19 protein-coding genes and 1 pseudogene are annotated in these 21,030 nt (G+C 62.3%); 9 read left to right on the top strand and 11 right to left on the bottom strand.

The window, feature by feature from the left end:
• Genes AACH55_RS04135 through AACH55_RS04125 form a run of 3 tightly spaced genes read right to left on the bottom strand, consistent with a single transcriptional unit; the run spans position 1 to position 3,045 of the window.
• The gene (locus AACH55_RS04135) at positions 1 to 924 is read right to left on the bottom strand and encodes a VOC family protein (protein WP_338718158.1); all 924 of its coding nucleotides are present in this window, start codon (positions 922 to 924) and stop codon (positions 1 to 3) included.
• A 51-nt stretch (positions 925 to 975) separates the two neighbouring features.
• Positions 976 to 2,136 (bottom strand): prolyl oligopeptidase family serine peptidase, encoded by a 1,161-nt coding sequence (locus tag AACH55_RS04130; protein ID WP_338718157.1) that lies wholly within the window; start codon positions 2,134 to 2,136, stop codon positions 976 to 978.
• Positions 2,137 to 2,190: 54 nt separating this feature from the next.
• Positions 2,191 to 3,045 carry a transporter gene (locus tag AACH55_RS04125; protein ID WP_338718155.1) on the bottom strand — a complete coding sequence of 285 codons (855 nt, stop codon included), beginning with the start codon at positions 3,043 to 3,045 and terminating at the stop codon, positions 2,191 to 2,193.
• 352 nt (positions 3,046 to 3,397) lie between these two features.
• Between AACH55_RS04125 and AACH55_RS04120 the strand changes: the two genes are divergently transcribed.
• Entirely contained in the window at positions 3,398 to 4,321 is a 924-nt protein-coding gene (locus tag AACH55_RS04120) for a LysR family transcriptional regulator (RefSeq protein WP_338718153.1), read from the top strand.
• Between the two features lie 117 nt (positions 4,322 to 4,438).
• Here AACH55_RS04120 and AACH55_RS04115 read toward each other — a convergent pair.
• Positions 4,439 to 4,594, bottom strand: a pseudogene (locus AACH55_RS04115) (sigma factor-like helix-turn-helix DNA-binding protein); the annotation flags it as partial.
• A gap of 103 nt (positions 4,595 to 4,697) precedes the next feature.
• Entirely contained in the window at positions 4,698 to 5,843 is a 1,146-nt protein-coding gene (locus AACH55_RS04110; RefSeq protein ID WP_338718151.1) for a branched-chain amino acid ABC transporter substrate-binding protein, read from the bottom strand.
• Positions 5,844 to 6,545: 702 nt separating this feature from the next.
• On the opposite strand from AACH55_RS04110, the gene AACH55_RS04105 reads away from it, so the two are divergent.
• The 3 genes from AACH55_RS04105 to groL all read left to right on the top strand — a co-directional run bounded on the left by AACH55_RS04105 (position 6,546) and on the right by groL (position 9,678).
• Positions 6,546 to 7,271: an EthD domain-containing protein gene (locus tag AACH55_RS04105; RefSeq protein WP_338718150.1), complete on the top strand. Its 726-nt coding sequence runs from the start codon at positions 6,546 to 6,548 to the stop codon at positions 7,269 to 7,271.
• A 324-nt stretch (positions 7,272 to 7,595) separates the two neighbouring features.
• Positions 7,596 to 7,886 carry a co-chaperone GroES gene (gene groES, locus AACH55_RS04100; protein WP_008115200.1) on the top strand — a complete coding sequence of 97 codons (291 nt, stop codon included), beginning with the start codon at positions 7,596 to 7,598 and terminating at the stop codon, positions 7,884 to 7,886.
• Between the two features lie 142 nt (positions 7,887 to 8,028).
• The gene (groL, locus tag AACH55_RS04095; protein WP_017451309.1) at positions 8,029 to 9,678 is read left to right on the top strand and encodes a chaperonin GroEL; all 1,650 of its coding nucleotides are present in this window, start codon (positions 8,029 to 8,031) and stop codon (positions 9,676 to 9,678) included.
• A 277-nt stretch (positions 9,679 to 9,955) separates the two neighbouring features.
• Here groL and AACH55_RS04090 read toward each other — a convergent pair whose 3' ends face one another.
• From AACH55_RS04090 to AACH55_RS04080, 3 genes are all read right to left on the bottom strand, one after another.
• Positions 9,956 to 11,209 (bottom strand): porin, encoded by a 1,254-nt coding sequence (locus tag AACH55_RS04090; protein ID WP_338718149.1) that lies wholly within the window; start codon positions 11,207 to 11,209, stop codon positions 9,956 to 9,958.
• 227 nt (positions 11,210 to 11,436) lie between these two features.
• Positions 11,437 to 11,694, bottom strand: coding sequence for a type II toxin-antitoxin system YoeB family toxin (locus AACH55_RS04085; protein ID WP_338718148.1), 258 nt, complete (start codon positions 11,692 to 11,694; stop codon positions 11,437 to 11,439).
• Positions 11,691 to 11,933: a type II toxin-antitoxin system Phd/YefM family antitoxin gene (locus AACH55_RS04080; RefSeq protein WP_338718147.1), complete on the bottom strand. Its 243-nt coding sequence runs from the start codon at positions 11,931 to 11,933 to the stop codon at positions 11,691 to 11,693. The genes AACH55_RS04085 and AACH55_RS04080 overlap by 4 nt, the downstream gene beginning before the upstream one ends.
• Positions 11,934 to 12,343: 410 nt before the next feature.
• On the opposite strand from AACH55_RS04080, the gene AACH55_RS04075 reads away from it, so the two are divergent.
• From AACH55_RS04075 to AACH55_RS04065, 3 genes are all read left to right on the top strand, one after another.
• The gene (locus AACH55_RS04075) at positions 12,344 to 13,381 is read left to right on the top strand and encodes a methionine ABC transporter ATP-binding protein (protein ID WP_338718146.1); all 1,038 of its coding nucleotides are present in this window, start codon (positions 12,344 to 12,346) and stop codon (positions 13,379 to 13,381) included.
• Positions 13,371 to 14,024, top strand: coding sequence for a methionine ABC transporter permease (locus tag AACH55_RS04070; RefSeq protein WP_058894348.1), 654 nt, complete (start codon positions 13,371 to 13,373; stop codon positions 14,022 to 14,024). Before AACH55_RS04075 ends, AACH55_RS04070 begins: the two co-directional genes overlap by 11 nt.
• 62 nt (positions 14,025 to 14,086) lie before the next feature.
• Positions 14,087 to 14,884, top strand: a complete 798-nt coding sequence (locus tag AACH55_RS04065) for a MetQ/NlpA family ABC transporter substrate-binding protein (protein ID WP_338718144.1) — start codon at positions 14,087 to 14,089, stop codon at positions 14,882 to 14,884.
• Between the two features lie 124 nt (positions 14,885 to 15,008).
• On the opposite strand, the gene ylqF is transcribed toward AACH55_RS04065, so the two are convergent.
• Together ylqF and AACH55_RS04055 are read right to left on the bottom strand one after the other, a co-directional pair.
• The gene (ylqF, locus tag AACH55_RS04060; protein WP_338718143.1) at positions 15,009 to 15,971 is read right to left on the bottom strand and encodes a ribosome biogenesis GTPase YlqF; all 963 of its coding nucleotides are present in this window, start codon (positions 15,969 to 15,971) and stop codon (positions 15,009 to 15,011) included.
• 137 nt (positions 15,972 to 16,108) lie between these two features.
• Positions 16,109 to 17,557 (bottom strand): MFS transporter, encoded by a 1,449-nt coding sequence (locus AACH55_RS04055; protein ID WP_338718141.1) that lies wholly within the window; start codon positions 17,555 to 17,557, stop codon positions 16,109 to 16,111.
• A 198-nt stretch (positions 17,558 to 17,755) separates the two neighbouring features.
• On the opposite strand from AACH55_RS04055, the gene AACH55_RS04050 reads away from it, so the two are divergent.
• Complete coding sequence (locus AACH55_RS04050) at positions 17,756 to 18,628, top strand: LysR family transcriptional regulator (protein WP_338718140.1); 873 nt, start codon at positions 17,756 to 17,758, stop codon at positions 18,626 to 18,628.
• Positions 18,629 to 18,687: 59 nt separating this feature from the next.
• Here AACH55_RS04050 and AACH55_RS04045 read toward each other — a convergent pair whose 3' ends face one another.
• Positions 18,688 to 19,629: a histone deacetylase family protein gene (locus AACH55_RS04045; RefSeq protein ID WP_338718139.1), complete on the bottom strand. Its 942-nt coding sequence runs from the start codon at positions 19,627 to 19,629 to the stop codon at positions 18,688 to 18,690.
• A gap of 217 nt (positions 19,630 to 19,846) precedes the next feature.
• On the opposite strand from AACH55_RS04045, the gene mltB reads away from it, so the two are divergent.
• Positions 19,847 to 21,001: a lytic murein transglycosylase B gene (gene mltB, locus AACH55_RS04040; RefSeq protein ID WP_338718138.1), complete on the top strand. Its 1,155-nt coding sequence runs from the start codon at positions 19,847 to 19,849 to the stop codon at positions 20,999 to 21,001.
• Positions 21,002 to 21,030 lie beyond the last annotated feature (29 nt).

Genomic DNA, 21,030 nt, shown 5'->3' with positions numbered 1-21,030 from the left:
TCAGCGCCCAGCGCCGGGCGGCGGGCCGCTCGGTGCCCACTTCTCGCGGTACTGGAACAGGAACAGCTGCGAGGCATCGGCGCCCATCGGCGCTTCGCGCGCGGCCCACTGATCGTCGTGCAGGTCCATGTCGGCGTCGTATTCGACGTGGCAGCCCAGCGGCGAATTGAAGTACCAGAACCAGTTGCTGCCAAAGCGATGACGACCCGGGCCCCAGAAGCTCTGGTAACCCTTCTCGACGAAACGGGTGCCGGCCAGCAGCACTTCGGTGGGGCCACCCATGTGGAAGGTGAAGTGTTCGCAGCCTTTCATGAAGGGCGGGGTCTGGATCATGAACAGGGTGTGGTGATCCTGTGTACCGGCCGGGCGCAGGAAGGGGCCCACGCCGGTGAAACGGTCGGTGCAGACAAAGCCCAGACGTTGATAGAAAGCCTCGGCCCTGGCCGTGTCGGGCACGAAATACACCACGTGCGAGAGCGTGCGCGGCAGGGCTTGCAGGTCAGGCGGCAAACCCAGTTCGTTGGGCGCACGCTGGGCATCGCCGGGACCGTTGACGCGCTCGGAGGACAGCGCCAGGTCGCGGCGCACGGTCAGCTGGAAGGCCAGCGCAAAGCCCATGTCGTCGACGCTGCGCACCACGCCATCGCGGCGAGTGACTTCGCGGTCGCGGCGCAGTTCGGCTTCGATGGCGTCCAGGGTGGCGACGTCGGCCACGCCATAGACGGTCTCGCGCAACAGGCTGGCGGTGCCCATGGCCGGCGGCAGTGCGGCGTCGTCCTTGGCGCGCAGCACGATGGCGGTGCCATCCAGGGCTTCGAAGCGATCGTTGCCGGCATCCTTCAGGCCATAGTCGATCAGGTACTGGCGGCAGGCGGGCAGATCGTCCACGCCAAAGACCAGGGCATCAGGTCCAATGATGTTCATGCGGATTTCCTTGTGATTGACTCGGTGTTTTTTCTCGTTGCGCCGTGGGCATCAGCCCTTGGTGCGGCCGCCGAGGGTCTCGGCCACCCAGTCGGCGATGACGTGGCCGGCATTGATGGAGTTGTCGAAACTGGCGTGCTGCGCACCGCCTTCGCGGTCGGTGAAGATCTTCAATTCGCGCTTGGGACTGTTGACCAGTTGTTCGTAGGTGCGATGCGCCCACTTGAGCGGAATCTGGCTGTCCTTCTCGCCATGGGTGACCAGGAAGGGCACGCGGATCTTCTCGACCACGCCGTCCAGATGCACGTCTTCGGCAATGCGCATGAAGTCCTCGATGTCCTTGGCACCCCAGACCCAGCACACGTGCTGCCAGTAATGCGGCACCGGGAAGTCGCCCTCCTTTTCCAGACGACGCTTCTGCACGTCGCGCCAGTCGTGATTGGCGCCCCACACCACGCCACAGGCAAAGCGCGGTTCCATGGCGACCACGCGCGGGCAGTAGTAACCGCCGAGGGAGACGCCTTCGCAGCCGATGCGGGTGGGGTCCACGTCGTCACGCTGCTCCAGCCAGTCCACCACGTGGCGCGCCCAATGCTCGGCATCGAAGCGTGCCGTGAGACCGTGCAGGCGCAGGGCTTCGCCGGTACCGGGCTGGTCGATCACCAGCGAGGAGACGCCGCGCTCGGCCAGCCAGCCGGGCAGGCCGACCAGGTATTTCATTTCCTTGGTCGAATCCAGGCCATTGAGCTGCACCAGGATCGGCGCCGGACCCTGCACATTGTGGGCACGCGTATACAGCCCCGAGATGACCTTGCCCTCATAAGGAATTTCCACGCGCTCGCAGTTGTCGCCGGCCAGGGTGATGCCACGCTGGAACACTTCCAGGAAGCGCCGGTACAGCTCCAGCCGGCCCGGCGCACCGTGGCCCTGCAGGCGTTCGCAGGTCAGCAGGTAGCTGGCCGCGCGCTTGTACTTGGTACCGGCCGACAGCAGCCGGCCACGCACTTCATCCTCGGCGGCCAGGCTGCACAGCTTCTCTGCCATGTCCGCCCAGGTGGCGCGAAAGGCCGCGGTGCCTTCGGCGTCAGGCTGCCTGGCCGCGTCCTGCAAGGGCGCGCACATGGCTTCGATTTCGCCGATGCGTGCGCCCATCTCGATGGCGAGATCGACGGAAAGATTCCAGACATAGTTCGTCGGGAAATAACGGAACATGGTGTAACTCCTTAGGTGATGAGTAATGCTCGGGGATGCCGCGTTGCTGCTGCCTCAGTGCGGTCCGCCCAGCCACAGCGGCATGGCGAAGTTGATCCAGATCGCATCGCTCTTGGCCGTGTTGGCGGCATACAGGCCGCGCTGGTAGTTCATGTTGATGCTGTAGGTGCCGGCGTTGTAATTGACGATCGGACCCATCGCGAAGCTGCGCGCGCGATTGCCGGTGATGGTGTTGCCGTTCTGGCTGTCGTCGGTGAACTGGTTCATGTAGGCGCCGGTCACGCCAACCTTCCACTTGCCGAAGTTCCAGCCGCCGATGAAATCGGCCACATAGGCCGAGCCGGAGCGGTAGTTGGTATCACTGTTCTTGTCGTTGAAGAGCAGGCGGTTGGAGATGCCCAGATCCAGACCCTGCGGATCGTTGTGGCGGATGGCCAGCACCGGCTGGTAGGAGGTGTAGCCGACCGCCACGCTGGTGCGGGCGGGATTGTAGGAGCCGGTCTTGAGCGCGAAGTCAAAACCCCAGGTGACGTTGGTGTTCGCGGCCACGTCCCAGCGCAGCAGCAAGGGCGTGACGGTGACGTTGGAAAGGCCATTGTGGTTCTCGCCGTGGCCGAACACTTCGGTATGCAGCGAGACGACCGGCAGCACCAGTTGCGAATACACCTTGGCACCCAGGAATTCCGCGCCATAGGAAGCCAAGATGCGCGTGGTCGCCGAGTAGGCATCAGACTTGAAAGGGATCGGCAGCTTGTTGCCCTTGTTGTCGTACAGGCCGCTGGACGAGCTGTAGTTGAACTGCTCCACCGCAAACAGGCCCGGGATCGGCGGCAACGCCGCGATGTATTCACTGGTTGATCCGGTGGGGAATGGCGAAACTCCACTTTCGAAGGCTAGCGCGGACTGCATGCTGGCAGCACCCCAAACGGTCACGACGGCACAAGCTGCCAGCCGACGGGCTGGTACGTATCCTCTCTTCACTTCTGTCTCCTTGTCTCCTACCCTGCCTGGCTTGTTGTGTCGCCGTCTCGGCGTGTTCTCGGGGCCAGGCCAAAAGCGGCGCAGCGCGCCACCGGCTTGCCGTGCCGGCCTTTTCTCATGCTTGTCTGCGAGGCCGTGCAGCGGTTGTGTGAAGATTAAGGTTGAGGTTGATATTGATCAAATGGATTGTTTTGATTCATGATATCGGCGGCATCAATACCTCAACCGCGCCCAGCGAAACGCACAAGAAGGCCGGCACCCTGACCACGGAGACCTATCCATGCGCTTCAACAAGCTCGACCTCAATCTGCTGGTCGCCCTCGATGCGCTGCTGACCGAACGCAACATCAGCCGCGCCGCCGAGAAGACTCACCTGAGCCAGTCCGCCATGAGCAATGCACTGGCCCGCCTGCGCGATTATTTCGATGACGCCCTGCTGATCCAGGTAGGACGCCGCATGGAGCCGACACCGCGCGCCGAGGTTCTGCGCGATGCGGTCAACGATGTGCTCAGGCGCATCGAAGGTTCGATCGCGGCCAAGCCGGCCTTTGTGCCGGCCGAGTCTCAGCGGGAATTCCGCATCTCGGTCTCGGACTTCAGCCTGAGCGTACTGATCCCGCACGTGATCGCACGCGCCCATGCCGAGGGACCGCGCATCCGCTTTGCGCTGATACCGCAGGTGCAAGACCCGCCCCGTTCGCTGGACCGCGCGGAAGTCGATCTGCTGGTGCTGCCACAGGAATTCTGTACGCCCGACCACCCCGCCGAAGAAGTCTTCCGCGAGCGCTACGTGTGCGTGGTGTGGCGCGACAGCGCGCTGGCGCAGGGCGAGTTGACGCTGGAGCGCTACATGGCCGCAGGCCACGTGGTGATGGTGCCGCCCGGCGCCAATTCGGCGTCGGTGGAAGCTTGGAGACTCCACAAGCTAGGTCTGGAGCGGCGGGTGGAGGTGACCAGTTTCAGCTTTGCCTCTTGCATGGCACTGCTGCCGGGAACCGACCGCATCGCCACCGTGCATAGCCGGCTGGCACGCAAGCTGGCTCCGCATTTTCCGGTGGTGTTGAAGGAAAGCCCGCTGCCCCTGGCGGAAATGCACCAGATGCTGCAGTGGCACCGCTATCGCACCAATGATCCGGGGATCGAATGGCTGCGGCGGGTCTTCATGGACAGTGCGCGGGAGATGGATGCGGATGCGGGAGCCTGAAGCCGCATGACGATATCGGAAGGCAGCGGCAGGCAAAATCAATAAACGATATAAATCATTTATATTGAATAAATATTTTCTCTGAAAAATGCCCTGCCACCTTTCGGTGGCGTGAGTGCCATATTGCAGACGGCAACAGGCGGTGAAGGCGCGCTTCATGTATTGCTGCACCGGGCTCGGCGATACCTCCGGACGCTCCGCAATTTCGGCACAGGCCAGGCCATCTGGCTGGGAGCGCAGGAAGGCACTCCGCAGCTTGGCCGGCAGATTGGCCCGGTTTTGGTCGATATGAATGAAAAAGCCCCGGCAAAAATGCCGGGGCTTTCAAATCGACTTCCTCCGGCACCATAACGGCACCGGAGATGAAGCTTCGTGCTTATTTCACCACGTTCAGCAGAGTACGCTTGCCACCCTTGTAGGTGTACAGGGTCAGGCTGCCGTTGAGGATGTCGCCCTTCGGGTCGAAGGCGATTTCACCGGTCACACCCTTGTGGTGGATCTTGGCCAGCACCGGCAGGTAAGCCTTCGGATCGGACGAACCAGCCTGTTGCATTGCATCAGCCAGGGTCATCAGCGAGTCGTAGGTGTACGGTGCGTAGATCACGACGTCCTGGTTGAACTTCTTCTTGTAGGCGGCCTTGAAGTCGTCCAGCGGCTTCTTGCCGGCTTCGGTCACGCCACCAGCTTCGGCGCAGACCACCTGGTCGTCCTTCAGACCGGCGCCAGCCAGGCCCGGCAGTTCGGTGGTGCAGATACCGTCACCGCCCATGAACTTGGCAACGATACCCAGTTGATCCATCTGGCGCAGCATCGGGCCGGCCACGGCATCCATACCGCCGAAGAAGATCAGATCCGGCTTCTTGGCCTTGACCGAGGTCAGGATGGCGTTGAAGTCGGTCGCCTTGTCGGTGGTGTACTGGGTAGCCACGATGGTGGCGCCAGCAGCCTGGGCGCTCTTGCGGAATTCTTCAGCCACGCCTTGACCGTAAGCGGTGCGGTCGTCGATGACGGCCACGTTCTTGGCCTTGAGTTCATTGACGGCATAGCGACCCAGGACGCCACCGAGCTGGCCATCGTTGGCCACCACGCGGAAGGCGGTGTTGAAGCCTTGCTGGGTGTACTTGGGGTTGGTTGCCGAGGGCGAGATTTGCGGGATGCCGGCGTCAAAGTAGATCTTGGAGGCCGGGATGGTGGTGCCGGAGTTCATGTGGCCGACCACGCCCTTGACCTTGGCATCGACCAGAGCCTGTGCCACGGTGGTGGCTTGCTTCGGGTCGGAGGCGTCATCCTGGGCGACCAGCTGGAAGGTCACCTTCTTGCCGCCGATCGTGATGCCCTTGGCATTGAGTTCGTCCACGGCCATGCGGGCGCCGTTTTCATTGTCCTTGCCGATGTGTGCATTGGGACCAGTCAGGGGAGCGACGTGACCGATCTTGATGACTTCTTGTGCTTGTGCAGCCCCTGCGAATGCGAACGCTGCCACCAGTGCTGTAGCGACAGGAATCATTTTGATTTTTTGCATGAATTGCTCCTATTACTTCCAATGAATGATTGAAAACGCAGTGCGTTGTGCCATTTGTTTTAGGTACGCTGACCGGCCCTGCTCCCCCCTTGTGGACGGTGGCAAGACCGGACAACGCCGCAGCGCCTCCCAGTTTCTGACCGGTTCTTGCTTGCGGACTCTGCTACTGCAAAAAACGAGCCATGCCTGAGAGCATCCCGACTCGGGCGCTTTACCGCCGGCCATCCCCGCTTAAAAAGGGACGGAGCCACAGCAGCCAAGCGGCCCGGCCGCAGCGCCAGGCCAGGCGGGGCAGTGCCTCCAATACACCGCCCCGCCGGGCAGAATACACCGTAATGGTGCGGCTGGGAGAGCCAGTTCCGTGCCAACGCGGTACTTCGTTGATATCGCACGTTTTATGCACTTTTTTAAATCGAAATGCGAAGGGATGCACCATTAAGGGCCATGTAACAGAAGAAAGCTGCACCCGGCCACAAACTGCAGCAGAAAATGCCTCTTATTATTCGCATATAAATTCCCGCAAATTGAGAATATCTCACGAATAGGACGGCCAGAGCCATCACGCGGGTGGATAGCTCACATCAGCACAATCCATTTGTTCTGCAGCAAAGGGGACCTTGGAGTGATGCGGGGTCTGCACCAGGGTGCCGCCCCCTCCTATGAAAACAGCATCACCACGACGAGAAAAGAAAAGAGACATTCATGATCAAATTGATGATCATCGGCCGACGCCGAGCCGGCATGACCCGCCGCGACATGCAGCACCACATGCTCAACATCCACGCCCCTCTTGTACTGGAGTTCATCGCCGCGCATCCGGCCGAGGCGCCCAAACGCTATGCGCAGAACCATTTCATCGACGCTACCCATGCCCTGGGCACGCCTGCGGAGTCTGACTGGGCACTGGACCGCGACTTCGTGACGCAGGTCTGGGCCACCTCCCCCGCCGAGGCGATGGCCGGCCTGGCCCTGCCCTTCTACCAGGAAAAGCTGCGCCCGGATGAAGAGAACTTCGTGGAGCAGTCCACCGTCTGCAAATTCATGGTGCAGGAGGAGCTGGTCTTTTGTGACCAGCGGCGCACTGCGCGCCACAAGCTGTTCTTCGTCCTGCCTGCGGCCCCGGAAGCCGCCACGGAGGACGGACCGCGTGCCGAGCAGTTCGCCGAGGTGGTTGCCCGCGTGGTGGCGGACCGGCGCACGCCGTATATCTCGCGCCATGTCCGCAACCGGGTGATGAATCCGCCGGGCGGCACCGCCAGCGTCGATCTGATCGAGGAATTCTGGCTCGATGATGCAGACAGTGCCGAACGTCTGCTGGCGCTGCTCAAGGAAGGTCTGGCGAGCGAGGCGACTGCACCCGGCTTGTGGCAGGTCTGGCAGCGTGGCATGGCCAGCATTGCGCTGGAGCACGCGCTCTATCCGGGATGATGTAGTGCCGTCACATCGGGGCGCCCTGAGGGGCGCCCGGTTGTATTGCCCCCCCTGAAAACCTGCTCATTAGCTAATCCCAAAGCAAATCAAAATGAGCAAGGTCATCGCAAAAAATTCAAGCGTTGGACAATCGTGCACAGCAATTGACGCCTTGAAAATTCCCCAACCCATCCCTATACTTAGCACTCGTCACGGCAGAGTGCTAACAGCCCGCCGGGCGCAATCCCCTTTTTCTTGCGGTGAGGTTTGCTGCATTTGGAAGACAACCGTTGCAGGCTTCGCCGCAATCAATGCTAACTTATTGAAAATTAAGGAGTTCTCATGAATCTTCGCCCTTTGCACGATCGCGTTATCGTCAAGCGCCTCGACCAGGAAACCAAGACTGCTTCCGGTATCGTTCTGCCTGACGCAGCGACCGAAAAGCCGGACCAAGGCGAAGTCCTGGCCGTCGGCAACGGCAAGATCCTGGAAGATGGCAAGGTCCGCCAACTGGCCGTGAAGGTCGGCGACCGCGTTCTGTTCGGCAAGTACTCCGGCCAGGCCGTGAAGATCGATGGCCAGGAACTGCTGGTCATGCGCGAAGAAGACCTGTTCGCCGTCGTCGAGAAGTAATTCGGCATCGGGCCTTCCTTTTCCTTCTCTATATAGAAAGAAAACCTGAAGGCCAGCGGCAGCAAGACAGCAGCCGGCATGCCTGAAGCTTAATGCTCAAGCCCGGCTACATGAACTGAACCGAATTTCTGGAGAATCCAACATGGCAGCAAAGCAAGTTATTTTCGGCGATGAAGCACGCGCCAAGGTCGTCAACGGCGTCAACATCCTGGCCAACGCAGTCAAGGTCACCCTGGGTCCGAAGGGCCGCAACGTCGTACTGGAGCGCAGCTTCGGCGCCCCGACCGTGACCAAGGACGGCGTTTCCGTCGCCAAGGAAATCGAACTGAAGGACAAGCTGGAAAACATGGGTGCCCAGCTGGTCAAGGAAGTCGCTTCCAAGACCTCCGACAATGCCGGTGACGGTACCACCACCGCTACCGTGCTGGCCCAGGCCATCGTGCGCGAAGGCTTCAAGTACGTCGCCGCCGGCTTCAACCCGACCGACCTGAAGCGCGGTATCGACAAGGCCGTCACCGCCATCGTCGGCGAAGTGAAGAACCTGGCCAAGCCCACCACCACCTCCAAGGAAATCGCTCAAGTCGGCTCGATCTCGGCCAACTCCGATGCGGACATCGGCGACATCATCGCCAAGGCCATGGAAAAGGTCGGCAAGGAAGGCGTCATCACCGTGGAAGACGGCAAGTCGCTGGAAAACGAACTGGATATCGTCGAAGGTATGCAATTCGACCGCGGCTACCTGTCGCCGTACTTCATCAACAACCAAGAGAAGCAGATCGTCGCTCTGGACAATCCCTTCATCCTGCTGTTCGACAAGAAGATCTCCAACATCCGTGACCTGCTGCCGGTGCTGGAACAAGTCGCCAAGGCTGGCCGTCCGCTGCTGATCGTGGCCGAAGACGTCGAAGGCGAAGCCCTGGCTACCCTGGTGGTCAACAACATCCGTGGCATCCTGAAGACTGCTGCCGTCAAGGCTCCTGGCTTCGGCGACCGCCGCAAGGCCATGCTGGAAGACATCGCCATCCTGACCGGTGGCCAGGTGATCGCCGAAGAAGTCGGCCTGACCCTGGAAAAGGCTACCCTGGCTGAACTGGGCCAAGCCAAGCGCGTTGAAATCGGCAAGGAAAACACCACCATCATCGACGGCAACGGCGAAGCCGCTGGCATCGAAGCGCGCGTGGCGATGATCCGCACCCAGATCGGCGAAGCCACCTCCGACTACGACCGTGAAAAACTGCAAGAGCGCGTGGCCAAGCTGGCCGGCGGTGTTGCACTGATCAAGGTTGGCGCTGCCACCGAAGTCGAAATGAAGGAAAAGAAGGCCCGCGTCGAAGACGCCCTGCACGCTACCCGCGCTGCTGTTGAAGAAGGCGTCGTGCCCGGCGGTGGCGTTGCCCTGCTGCGCGCTCGCGCCAACGTCAAGGATCTGAAGGGCGACAACGCCGACCAGGAAGCCGGTATCAAGATCGTGCTGCGCGCCATCGAAGAGCCGCTGCGCCAGATCGTCTTCAACGCCGGCGACGAGCCGTCGGTGGTGGTGAACAAGGTGCTGGAAGGTTCGGGCAACTTCGGCTACAACGCTTCCAACGGCACCTACGGTGACCTGGTGGAACTGGGCGTGCTGGATCCGGCCAAGGTGACCCGTTCGGCCCTGCAAAACGCTGCCTCCGTGGCCAGCCTGATCCTGACCACCGACGCCCTGGTGGCCGAAGTGGCAGAAGACAAGCCGGCCGGCATGCCTGGCGGCATGGGTGGTATGGGCGGCATGGGTGGCATGGACGGCATGATGTAATTTGCCTTCCGGCCCAGGGCCATGCATCGCATGGCCTGTGCTGCAAGAAGAACCCGCATCAGCGATGATGCGGGTTTTTTGTTGGGCAGCGATCTGATCAGGCTCGCTGCGCCACGCTAAAGGCATTGGCCTTTCGCCCTCGTCGCGCCCTGCAAGGTGCAGACCGCAGCACGCTCTCCATCATCGCTGCACAGCCAAGCCATGAAAAAAGACCCGCATCCTTGCGGATGCGGGCCAAAACATCGGGCTCCCACGAGCCCGGATGCAGTGCCAGTGATCAGAAGCTGTGGATCACGCCAGCATTGATGCCGGTCTGGCTGCGGTCGCTACCCGGCACACGGTCGCTGGCCAGGCCAACGCTGTACATGTCGGACGAACGCAGGTTGCGCACGACGGCGTAGGTGGAAGTGCGCTTGGACAGCTGGTACTTGGCGCCCAGGTTGACCTGCAGCAGACGGCCGTCGGCGCTGCGTGCGAACTTGGCGCGGGTGTACTGCAGGCTGCTGATCAGCGACAGGGCCGGCGAGAGCTGGTAATGCACGCCGAAGTCCAGCGTGCTGCTGGACTCGTTGTTGTAGCCGCCAATGACGAAGTCGCCGTCGCCTTCCATGTTGTAGAGAGGCGTGTCATGACGGTCCTTGGGATGTGCCAGCGAAGCGAAACTGTAGTCGTGCTTCGGATTGTCGGCGATTTCCGACGGCACCTTGGCCAACGGCAGCTTCACGCGCGAGTAGGAGCCATAGACTCGGGCCGGTCCGAACTGGTACGCGGCCGCCAGCGTCCAGGTCTTCAGGCAAGTGTCGCCCGCCTTGTCGCCGATCTTGTCCTTGCCCATGGCCATCACTGCGCCATTGCAAGCTGCCGCGCCGTTGACGTCGCTGGCGGACTTGCCGCCCATCTTGCTCTGGAAGTAGCCCAGGCCGATGTTCAGCGGACCGTTGGCGTAGGTGCCGCCCAGACCGAAGGACTGGCCAGCGCCGGTGTTGCCGGCCTGCTCGCCGAAGCCATAGATGACGCTACCGGTGAAGCCGTTGAAGTTAGGGGTGTTGTAGCGGATGGAGTTGTTGACGCGCTCGCCGTTGGTGCGATCCAGGTTCAGCGAGTGAACGCGGCTGACCACGCCACCGAAGTCACCCGGGGAGGTGATGCTGCCCACGTCGTCCAGCACGTCTTTCTGGCGGCCCGCCAGGATGGTACCGAAGTTGCCGGACAGGCCAACGGTTGCCTGGCGGCCCCACAGCGTGCCCTTCTGGCCGGCTTCGCCGGTATCGACATTGAAACCGTTCTCGATGGTGAACACGGCCTTCAGACCGCCGCCCAGATCTTCACTGCCCTTGATGCCCAGGCGCGAACCCTTCATCAGGCCGGAATCGAGGGCCATCTGGCTGCCCGTATTTTTGCCGCCGGTGGAGATCGTGTTGACGTAGGACAGGCTGGCATCGACTGCACCGTAGATGGTCACGCCGCTTTGCGCGTGCGCCGTGCCGGCGAAAGCGCCCAGCACGGCCAGGGCCAGGATGGTCTTTTTCATAGAGTACTCCGTAGTGGTTTGATTGCTGTTGATTGGCGGGTGGGCGCTGCCGCACGGCGGGGGTGCCACCCAGGCTTCCGGAAGAAACATCAAGAAGTCAGCGCAAATCTAAACCGACTTTATTTTTTCAAATGACTCATTTTTTGACTTTCACTTATTAATAAGACTTTTCTGTAGCTTTATCACAACTACTGTCGCGCATAGTGCGCAGACCAATTTTGTTGACTTCAGTAATGAAAGCGGCATTGATGAATCACCACGCGGCCCGCCACGCGCTCGATGACCAGCCGATGTTCGGCATGCAGGCGCAAGGCGAACAGTCCGGGCAGACGCAGGGGCAAGGCCACCTGGCGTGCCGCAGGAATGCAGGCGCCGTCACGCAGACGCCGCAACAAATGAAGCAATTGGCGCGCGACGCGACGGTCATGGCGGCGCCACCAGGCCAGATCTTCGCGGGCCAGCGGGGTCATCCAGAGGGGAGTCACGGAGAATTCTTCACGGGCAGCAGATCGGCGCGCAGTTGCAAGAGGCTGCACAGCAGGCGCTCCGCGTTAAGATCGTTGCCCAGCAGGTGCAGCGCTTCCTGCACGCCGCGCCAGACGGGTTCGCGCACCAGCACCAGGTTGTCGGCACCCGCTCGGGTGAGGATGACTTCATCAATATCGGCCAGCTCCAGCAGCGCGTCCAGACGCACGGCCAGGTCAGTGACAGGAAAGGCATACATGGGAAGGATTCCGGCGCTTGGCCCGGCGCGCTGCAGCACGCCGGGCAAAAAAATCCAGCAAGATAAGCCCCGGCACCGCCTGCGGCAGCATTCCGCTCAAAAATGAAGTGAACGGCAGAACTTATTCGAATACTTTCTCGTTCAAGATCGAGACAAGCGCGCCTTGCCAGATCCGCACAGCGGCCCGCAAACGCCATCTGCATGCGGGTTCCCGCCGCATGCTAAGACGCAGTGGTTATATGCATAGGCGAAAATTTATTTTCCCTATATAACCTTGCAGCCTTAAAATAGCGGCTTCTTATAAAAATATTGATGGCAGTGGAGACCTGAGGTCCTGAGCCGCCTGCAGCGTCCCACGATGCCGCGCTGGCGCAGGAACCCGGGGCCCGCTGCCATTCTTCTTTTCCACCATGATCGAAATACAAGCTGTCACCCAGCGATTCGGCAATGTCGAAGCGGTGCGCAATGTCGATTTGTCGATCCGCAAGGGCGAGATCTTTGGCATCATCGGCCGCAGCGGCGCCGGCAAGAGCACCCTGGTGCGCACCCTGAACCTGCTGAACCGTCCCACTTCCGGCCGCATCGTCCTCGATGGCCAGGACCTGACCGCGCTGTCGTCCTCGCAACTGCGCGAAGCGCGCCGCAGCATCGGCATGATCTTCCAGCACTTCAACCTGCTGTCCTCGCGCAGCGTCTACGACAACATCGCCCTGCCGCTGGAACTGGCCGGCAAGAGCAAGTCGGAGATCGCCGCCAAGGTCGAGCCGCTGCTGGAACTGGTCGGTCTGACTGCCCTGCGCGATCGCTATCCGGCGCAGATCTCCGGCGGCCAGAAGCAGCGCGTGGGCATCGCCCGGGCGCTGGCCAACGATCCCAAGGTTTTGCTGTCGGACGAAGCCACCTCGGCGCTGGACCCCGAAACCACCCGCTCCATCCTCGACCTGCTGCGCAAGATCAACAAGGAACTGGGCCTGACCATCGTCCTGATCACGCACCAGATGGAAGTCATCAAGCAGATCTGCGACCGCGTGGCCGTGATGGAAGCCGGCCAGGTGATCGAACAGGGTGAAGTGCTGGAGGTATTCCGCCAGCCGCGCCATGAAGTCACCCGCGCGCTGATCGGCGACGTCATTGCCCACGAGCTGCCCAAGGGCGTGCTGGCACGCCTGCGCGAACGCCTGGCGCGCGCCGATGCCGGCCAGGGCACGGACCACCTGTTCCGCTTCGCCTTCACCGGCAACGATGTGGACCAGCCGCACCTGTCGGAAGCGGTGCGCCGCTTCAACCTGAACTTCAACATCCTGCACGGCCAGATCGACGAAATCCAGGGCCAGGCATTCGGTTCGCTGGCGATCCTCGCCAACGGCACCCAGGACAACATCAACCAGGCCATGCAATACCTGCGCGAGCAGGGCGTGGTCGTCGAGGAGCTTAACCATGTCATCTGAACTGATCGATCTGTTCGTCAGCTCCTTCGGTGAGACGCTGATGATGGTGGTGATTTCGGGCGTGGTCGGATCGCTTCTGGGCATTCCGCTCGGTATCGCCCTGCACATCACCGAATCCAAGGGCGTGCTGCCCAATGTGGTGTTCAATCGCGTGGCCGGCCTGCTGGTCAACGCCGTGCGCTCCACGCCCTTCATCATCCTGCTGGTGGCGGTGATTCCGATGACGCGCTTCTTCGTCGGCACCTCCATCGGTACGGCCGCGGCCATCGTGCCGCTGACGATTGCCGCCGCGCCCTTCATCGCGCGTCTGGTCGAGACCGCCCTGCGCGAAGTCGACCACGGCCTGGTGGAAGCGGCGCAAGCCATGGGCGCCACCACCTGGCAAATCATTTACAAGGTCTTGGTGCCCGAGGCATTTGCTGGTATCGTCGCCGGTCTCACGATCACCTTCGTCAGCCTGGTCGGCTATTCGGCCATGGCCGGTGCCATCGGCGGCGGCGGCCTGGGTGACCTGGGCATCCGTTATGGCTATCAGCGCTTCCTGCCGGAAGTGATGCTGGCCGTGGTGCTGATCCTGATCGTGTTCGTCCAGCTGGTGCAATCCCTGGGAGACCTGCTGGTCCGCAAGCTCAGCCACCGCTGAGCGCATTCACTACAAAAAACGGCAGCTACCCGCTGCCCACCTCAATGCTCGAAAGGAAAGTCATGAAGCGTCGTCAGTTGATTCAATTCATCGCAGGCCTGGGCCTGGCCGCCGGCCTGATCTCCGCCCCTGCCATGGCCGAAGATCAGATCAAGATGGGCGTGACCGCCGGTCCCCATGCCGAGATCATGGAACAGGTCAAGAAGCTGCTCGAAAAAGACGGCGTGCAGATGAAGGTCATCGAATTCACCGACTACATCCAGCCCAATGCCGCCCTGGCCGCCGGTGACCTGGATGCCAACTCCTACCAGCACCAGCCCTATCTGGATGCGCAGATCAAGGACCGCGGCTACAAGTTCGTGAGCGTGGGCAGCACCATCACCTTCCCGATGGGTGTGTACTCCAAGAAGATCAAGTCGCTCAACGACCTGAAACAAGGTGCGCGCGTGGGCGTGCCCAACGATCCGACCAACGGTGGCCGCGCCCTGCTGGTGCTGCAAGCCAAGGGCGTGATCAAGCTCAAGGCCGATGCCGGCCTGAAGGCAACCCCGCTGGATATCGTCGAAAACCCCAAGAAGATCAAGATCGTCGAACTGGACGCCGCACAATTGCCGCGTTCTCTGGATGATTTCGATGCGGCTGTCATCAACGGCAACTACGCTGAATCGGCCGGCCTCTCGCCGACCAAGGATGCGATTGCCGTGGAAGCCTCCACCGGTCCTTACGCCAACGTGATCGCCGTGCGCATCGCCGACAAGGACAAGCCCTGGGTCGCCAAGCTGGTCAAGGCTTACCACAGCCCGGAAGTGAAGAAGTTCGTGCTGGAAAAGTACAAGGGTTCCGTGATCACCTCCTGGTAATCCGCAACTTCACTCGCATCAACGAAAAGGCCAGCTCATCGAGCTGGCCTTTTTTGCATGGCGCCGAAGATCCTGAAAACTTAGTTTTACAACGCCATTTTCTAAGTTTTAGGGACCGTCAAACTTAGTCTTTGCGCCCGCGATGATCCGGTGCGTCTCGCCAGTCGAAGTCTTCCTCTTCATCTTCGTCGTCCTCGGCCGGCAGCGCATCGGGATTGTCGGTGGAGCGATAGGTCGCCAGCAGCTCGGCACGCGACTGCGGCGTCTCCAGCGAGATGCGGCCCAGTGCGCCGCTGCGGTAATCCTGCAGGAAGGTATGCGCGGCCTTCTCGAAATCGTACTCGCCGCCCTTGAGGCGGAACCCGCGCCTGGCCGCCACCCCCTCCACCACCGCCACGCCATCCATGCCTTCGGTATTGAAGCCATAGCGCGCCTTGAGCAGTTGCGGATAACGCTGCAGCAGCAGGTCGGCCAGGAAGGTCGCCACTTCCTCTTCGATGAGCGCATTGCTGCCCACGGCATGGCTGGCCGCGAGCATCAGGCCATCGCTGGGATGCTCGATCTTGGGCCAGAGCATGCCGGGGGTGTCGGTGAGCACCATGTTGTTGCCCAGGTAGAGACGCTGCTGGGTCTTGGTCACGGCCGGCTCATCACCCACGGCGGCCACGCGTTTTTTGAGCAGCGCATTCATCAGGGTCGACTTGCCCACGTTGGGGATGCCCATGATCATCATGCGCAGCGGCTTCAAGGCGGTGCCGCGATGCGGTGCCACCTGCATGGCCAGCTTGGGCACGCGCGCCACGTCCGAGGGCTTCTTGCAGGACAGCGCCACCGCGGTCACGCCCTTCTGGCTGTTGTAGTAGTCGATCCAGGCTTGCGTGGCCACCGGGTCGGCCATGTCGGTCTTGTTGAGGATCTTCAGGCAGGGCCGCTGGCGTGCATTGCGCAGCTGCTCGATCATGGGATTGCAGCTGGCCTGGGGCAGGCGGGCATCGACCACTTCGATGACCATATCGACTTTTTCCATGCTCTCGGCCGCCTTGCGGCGGGCGGAGTTCATGTGACCGGGGAACCATTGGATGGACATGCGGAGCTTCTTTCTGATGCGTATTTCGTTGAAGGCGCTATTTTACGGCCCTGCCCCGCCAATCCCTAACAAATCCCCAAGAAAACGGCCTGCCGCGCACAAGTCGGGGCAGGCCGTTGGACAGGGAACAACACCGCTCAGCTGCCGCGCACCGTCCATTGCTCCCTGACAACACCCACGAAGCGCCACACCAGCCACAGCGCCAGCCCATAGCCCAGCGCCATCACCCCGAAGGCCAGCGCATTGCGCAGGCCCCAGCCGCTTACGCTGTGCAGGAGGGCGCCCATCAAGGCCACCCCCACCAGCGCACCGATCTGGCGATTGGCATTCAGCGCGGCGGCAGCACTGTTGGCGTGGGCCTTGCCCGCCACCTGCATGACCACCGTGGTCATGGCCGGAATGGCGATGCTGATGCCCAGGTTGGCAGCCGCGCAGACCAGGGCCAGCATCCAGTAGGGCGTCTCGGGACGGAAACTGGTTGCCACGGCGGTGAAGACCGTGCCCGCCGACAAGCCCAGCAGCAGCGGCACGCGCGGCCCCCAGTGGGCGGCCATGCGGCCCGACATCAGGTTGCCGAAGAAGACCACCGCCATCATCGGCAGCAGTTGCAGGCCGGTCTGCAGGGCATCGGCCCCGCGCCCCTGCTGCAGGAACAGCGCCAGATAGAACAGGTTGCCATAGACCCCGAAGTTGATGAGGAAGCCAATGCCATTGGCCGCCGCAAACTGCGGCGTGGCAAACAGCGCCTTGGGCAGCAGCGGCGCAATGCCGCGCAGCTCATGGCGCACCAGCGCCACGGCGGCCAGCACCGTCACCGCCAGCGCAGTCAGGATGCGCGGCGAAGTCCAGCCATACACCGGTCCCTGGATCAGCACGAAGGAAAGCCCCGCCAGCATCACCACCCCGGCCAGGTGACTGTACAGGTGCAGGGCGCGGGCATGTCCGGCCACCTGCGGGATGAGCTTGCGCGCCATCAGCAAACCCAGCAGGCCGACCGGCACGTTGATGAGGAACACGCTGCGCCAGCCCAGCCAGTGGATCAGCACGCCACCCAGCAGCGGCCCGGCGGCCGCGGCCAGCCCCACGGTGGCCGACCACACGCCCAGCATGCGGGCCCGCACGCGGTCATCCTCATAGACATGGGTGAGCAGACTCAGGGAACTGGGCATGAAGAAGGCCGCACCCAATCCCTGCAACAGGCGTGCCGCGATCAGGAAGGGACCGCTAGGCGCGGCCCCGCACAGCAGCGAGGCCAGCACGAACAGGAACAGCCCGGTCAGATAAAGCCGGCGCGCCCCGAAGCGATCGGCCAGCGCGCCGCCCACCAGCAGCATGGCGGCGAAGGTCAGCGTGTAGCCATCGACGATCCACACCAGCATCGCCAGCGGCGCATCGAGGCTGGCGGAAATGTTGGACAGTCCGACGTTGACCACCGTCACATCCAGCATCGCCATGACGAAACCGATGGCCAGCGCCACCAGCGGCAGCATGCCGGCCTGCGGCGCAGCGGTGGACGTGGGGGCCGCAGCAACAAGGGGAGGCACCAGCGCCGCAACCGGCGCATGAGGGCATGGGGTGGAAGACATGGCAAGACAACTTTCTGCACGTGCGGTGCGAGGGAGAACGGCAAACCTGCCGCCGGCAAGGCCGGGACAAGCAAGAAACCACTGTGGACGGGCCAGATTCTATGCCGCAGCGGTGATGCAATAAAGAGGTATAAAATCGGCGCGCTGATGCAAATTTGCATCAGCAACTCCCCCCTCAGACCGCAGCAAAGGCACATCATGGATTGGGACAATGCCCGCGTCTTCCTGGCCATCTACCGCGTCGGCACCTTGCGCGGGGCGGCCGAACATCTCGACATCGACCAGGCCACCGTCGGCCGCCGCCTGGCCGCGCTGGAAACCTCGCTGGGTGCGCGCCTGTTCCTGCGCACGCCCAGCGGCTACGTGCCCACACCCGCCGGCGAACTGGCCGCCACCGCAGCCAGCCAGATGGAACAGGGGGCCGAACAATTGCAGCGGCAGATGCAGGGCATGGATGAACGCCTGTGCGGCGTGGTCCGGCTGGCTGCCACCGACATCAGCGCGCGCCACTTCCTGCTGCCGGCATTGCACCGGCTGCGCCAGCAACATCCCACCATCCGCGTGGTGCTCTCGACCTCCACGCAACTGACCAACCTGACCAAGCGCGAGGCCGACATCGCCGTGCGCACCGTACGCCCGGATGCGCCGGACCTGATCGCGCGCCACCTCAAGCGCCTGTACACCGGCTTGTATGCCTCGAAGGCTTACGTGAAGAAGCGCGGCCTGCCCGAACCCGGCACCGGCCTCAAGGGACAGGACGTGGTGATCTATCCGCGCAGCGTCTCGCCCGCCAAATCCGAGCAGATTTGCGGCGAATCCATCGCCCAGGCCAATGTGGCCATGGAAGTAAGTACCGGACTGGTGATGTATGACAGTCTTCTGGCGGGCATGGGCATCGGCGAGCTTCCCACCCACGTGGGCGACAAGGCCAGCGGCCTGGTCCGCATCTGGCCGCAGCGCGCCGCACCTTACGACATGTGGCTGGTGCTGCACAGCGACCTGAACCGCACCGCGCGGGTGCGGGCAGTGGCTGATGCGATCATTGCCGCCTATGAAGCCCATGAGGGCTGATGAACCAAAAACTTAGTTTTTACCGGCCTGAATTTAACAAACGCCTGTGGAAAACCTAACTATTCCAGGTCGGCCAGTACCTTGAGGTGGGCCACCACGCTGCGTCCCAGCGCCGAGAGGTTGTAACCGCCTTCGAGGCAACTGACGATGCGGCCCTTGGCATACTGGTCGGCGATCTTCATGATCTGTCGCGTCATCCAGGCGTAATCGGCCTCCACCAGCCCCATCTGGCCCATGTCGTCTTCGCGGTGGGCATCGAAGCCGGCCGAGATGAAGATCATCTGCGGCTGGTGCGCATGCAAGGCCGGCAGCCATTTCTCGTTGACCACCTGGCGCACCGCGCTGCCATCGGAATAGGCCGGCACCGGCACGTTGACGATGTGCGCCTCGGTGGGCGCATCGCCCGAGAAAGGATAGAAGGGATGCTGGAAGAAGCTCACCATCAGCACCCGGGGATCATGGGCAAAGATGTCTTCGGTGCCATTGCCGTGATGCACGTCGAAGTCGATCACCGCCACCCGCTCCAGCCCGTGTACATCGATGGCATGGCGCGCCGCCACCGCCACATTGTTGAACAGGCAAAAACCCATCGCCTGCCCCGGCATGGCGTGGTGGCCGGGCGGACGTACCGCGCAGAAGGCATTGTCCAGTTCACCCGCGATTACCGCATCGGTCGCCGCCACGGCCGCGCCGGCCGCGCGCAGGGCGGCTCGCCAGCTGTGCTTGTTGAGCAGGGTATCGCCGTCGATGGAGTAGTAATGCTGGCCCGACAGGCTCAGCGCATGGCAGTGCTCGCGCACGTAATCGACGGCGCCCGATGTATGCACGCGCTCCAGTTCGGCCGGATCGGCCAGGGGCGCTTCGCGGCGGTCGAGGAATTGATCGATGCGGCTCAGGATCAGCTGGTCTTCGATGGCTTCCAGCCGAGCCGGAGCCTCGGGGTGCCAGTCACCCATTTCATGGCGCTGGCAATCGGCGTGCGTATAGATGGCGGTGGTCATTATTGCTCTTGTTGCTATCTGGCAAGCCTGAGGCCAGCCGGGTTGTCTCGTGGGGCTAGTGTACATCTGCTGACATCGGCTGTCGCTTATCGTGGTCAATGCCGCGTCGTCCACCCTGCACCAGCACGGGGCAAGACCCTCGATGGGGTATACTTGCGCGCTTGTTGTCCTCCCCTGCCGAACAGATCGCCTGCCTCGTTTGCTGCCCATCCCGCTCATGCCCATCTCCCTGCCCCGCCTGACCTCCCTGACCTTGATCCTGATGTTGGCCGGCCTGTGTGCCTTGGCTCCTGCCGTGCAAGCGCAAGAGGGCAAGCCTGTGGACAAGAAAACCCAGAACAAGGCGGCGAACAAGAAGACGGCAGACAAGAAGGCCAAACCGCAGGCGAAGAAGAAAGCAGCGGCCGCCGACCAGGGCGAGTTCGTCAACTTCAACGAGTGGAAGGACGTCGGCCGCTTCATGGACGAGATGGTGGAACGCAACCACTTCCAGCGCAGCGACCTCAATGCGCTCTTCGCCCAGACCCGCTACGTGGACAGTGCCATCCAGCTCATCAAGCCCGCGCCCGGCACCAAGCCCAAGAACTGGACGGCCTATCGCGCGCGCTTCGTGGAACCGGTGCGCATCAATGCCGGCGTCGATTTCTGGAACACCTATGGCGTGGCACTGGCCCGCGCCGAAGCGCAGTATGGCGTGCCCATGGAAATCATCGTCGGCATCATCGGCGTGGAGACGGTCTATGGTCGCAATACCGGCAACTTCCGCGTCATGGATGTGCTGACCACGCTGGCCTTCGATTACCCCAACACGCCCAATCGTGACGCACGCATGGCCTTCTTCCGCGGCGAACTGGAAAACACCCTGCTGTGGGCGCGCGAAGCCGGCATCGATCCGATGTCGCTGCGCGGCTCCTATGCCGGCGCAATTGGCTGGCCGCAGTTCATGCCGGGCAGCATCCGCGAGTATGCGGTGGACTTCGATGGCGACGGCAAGATCGACCTGCGCAATTCGCCGGTGGATGCCATCGGCAGCGTGGCCCACTACCTGGCCGTGCATGGCTGGCAGCGCGGCGAGCCGGTGGCTTTCCCGGTGCAGGTCTCCAGCGAGAACCGCCAGTGGGAAGCCATGCTCAACCAAGGCCTGGAAGCCAGATACACCGCCGACGAACTGCACGCCGCCGGCATCTCCACCCCGGACCTGCCGGCCGGCATGCGCTTCGGCCTGGTCGACCTGCAGAACGGCACCGGCCCCACCGAGTACTGGATCGCCACCAACAACTTCTACGCCATCACGCAGTACAATCGCAGCTACTTCTACGCGATGTCGGTGGCCGACCTCGGCCGTGCCGTCGCCACGGCGCGCAATCCCTGACTGACCAGCCCCTGTTGAATGACGGAGCG

Source organism: Herbaspirillum sp. DW155 (genome assembly GCF_037076565.1).
Taxonomy (GTDB): Bacteria; Pseudomonadota; Gammaproteobacteria; order Burkholderiales; family Burkholderiaceae_D; genus Herbaspirillum.
The sequence above is the reverse complement of the archived record's forward strand: the minus strand, read 5'-3'. Positions and strand labels throughout refer to the sequence as shown.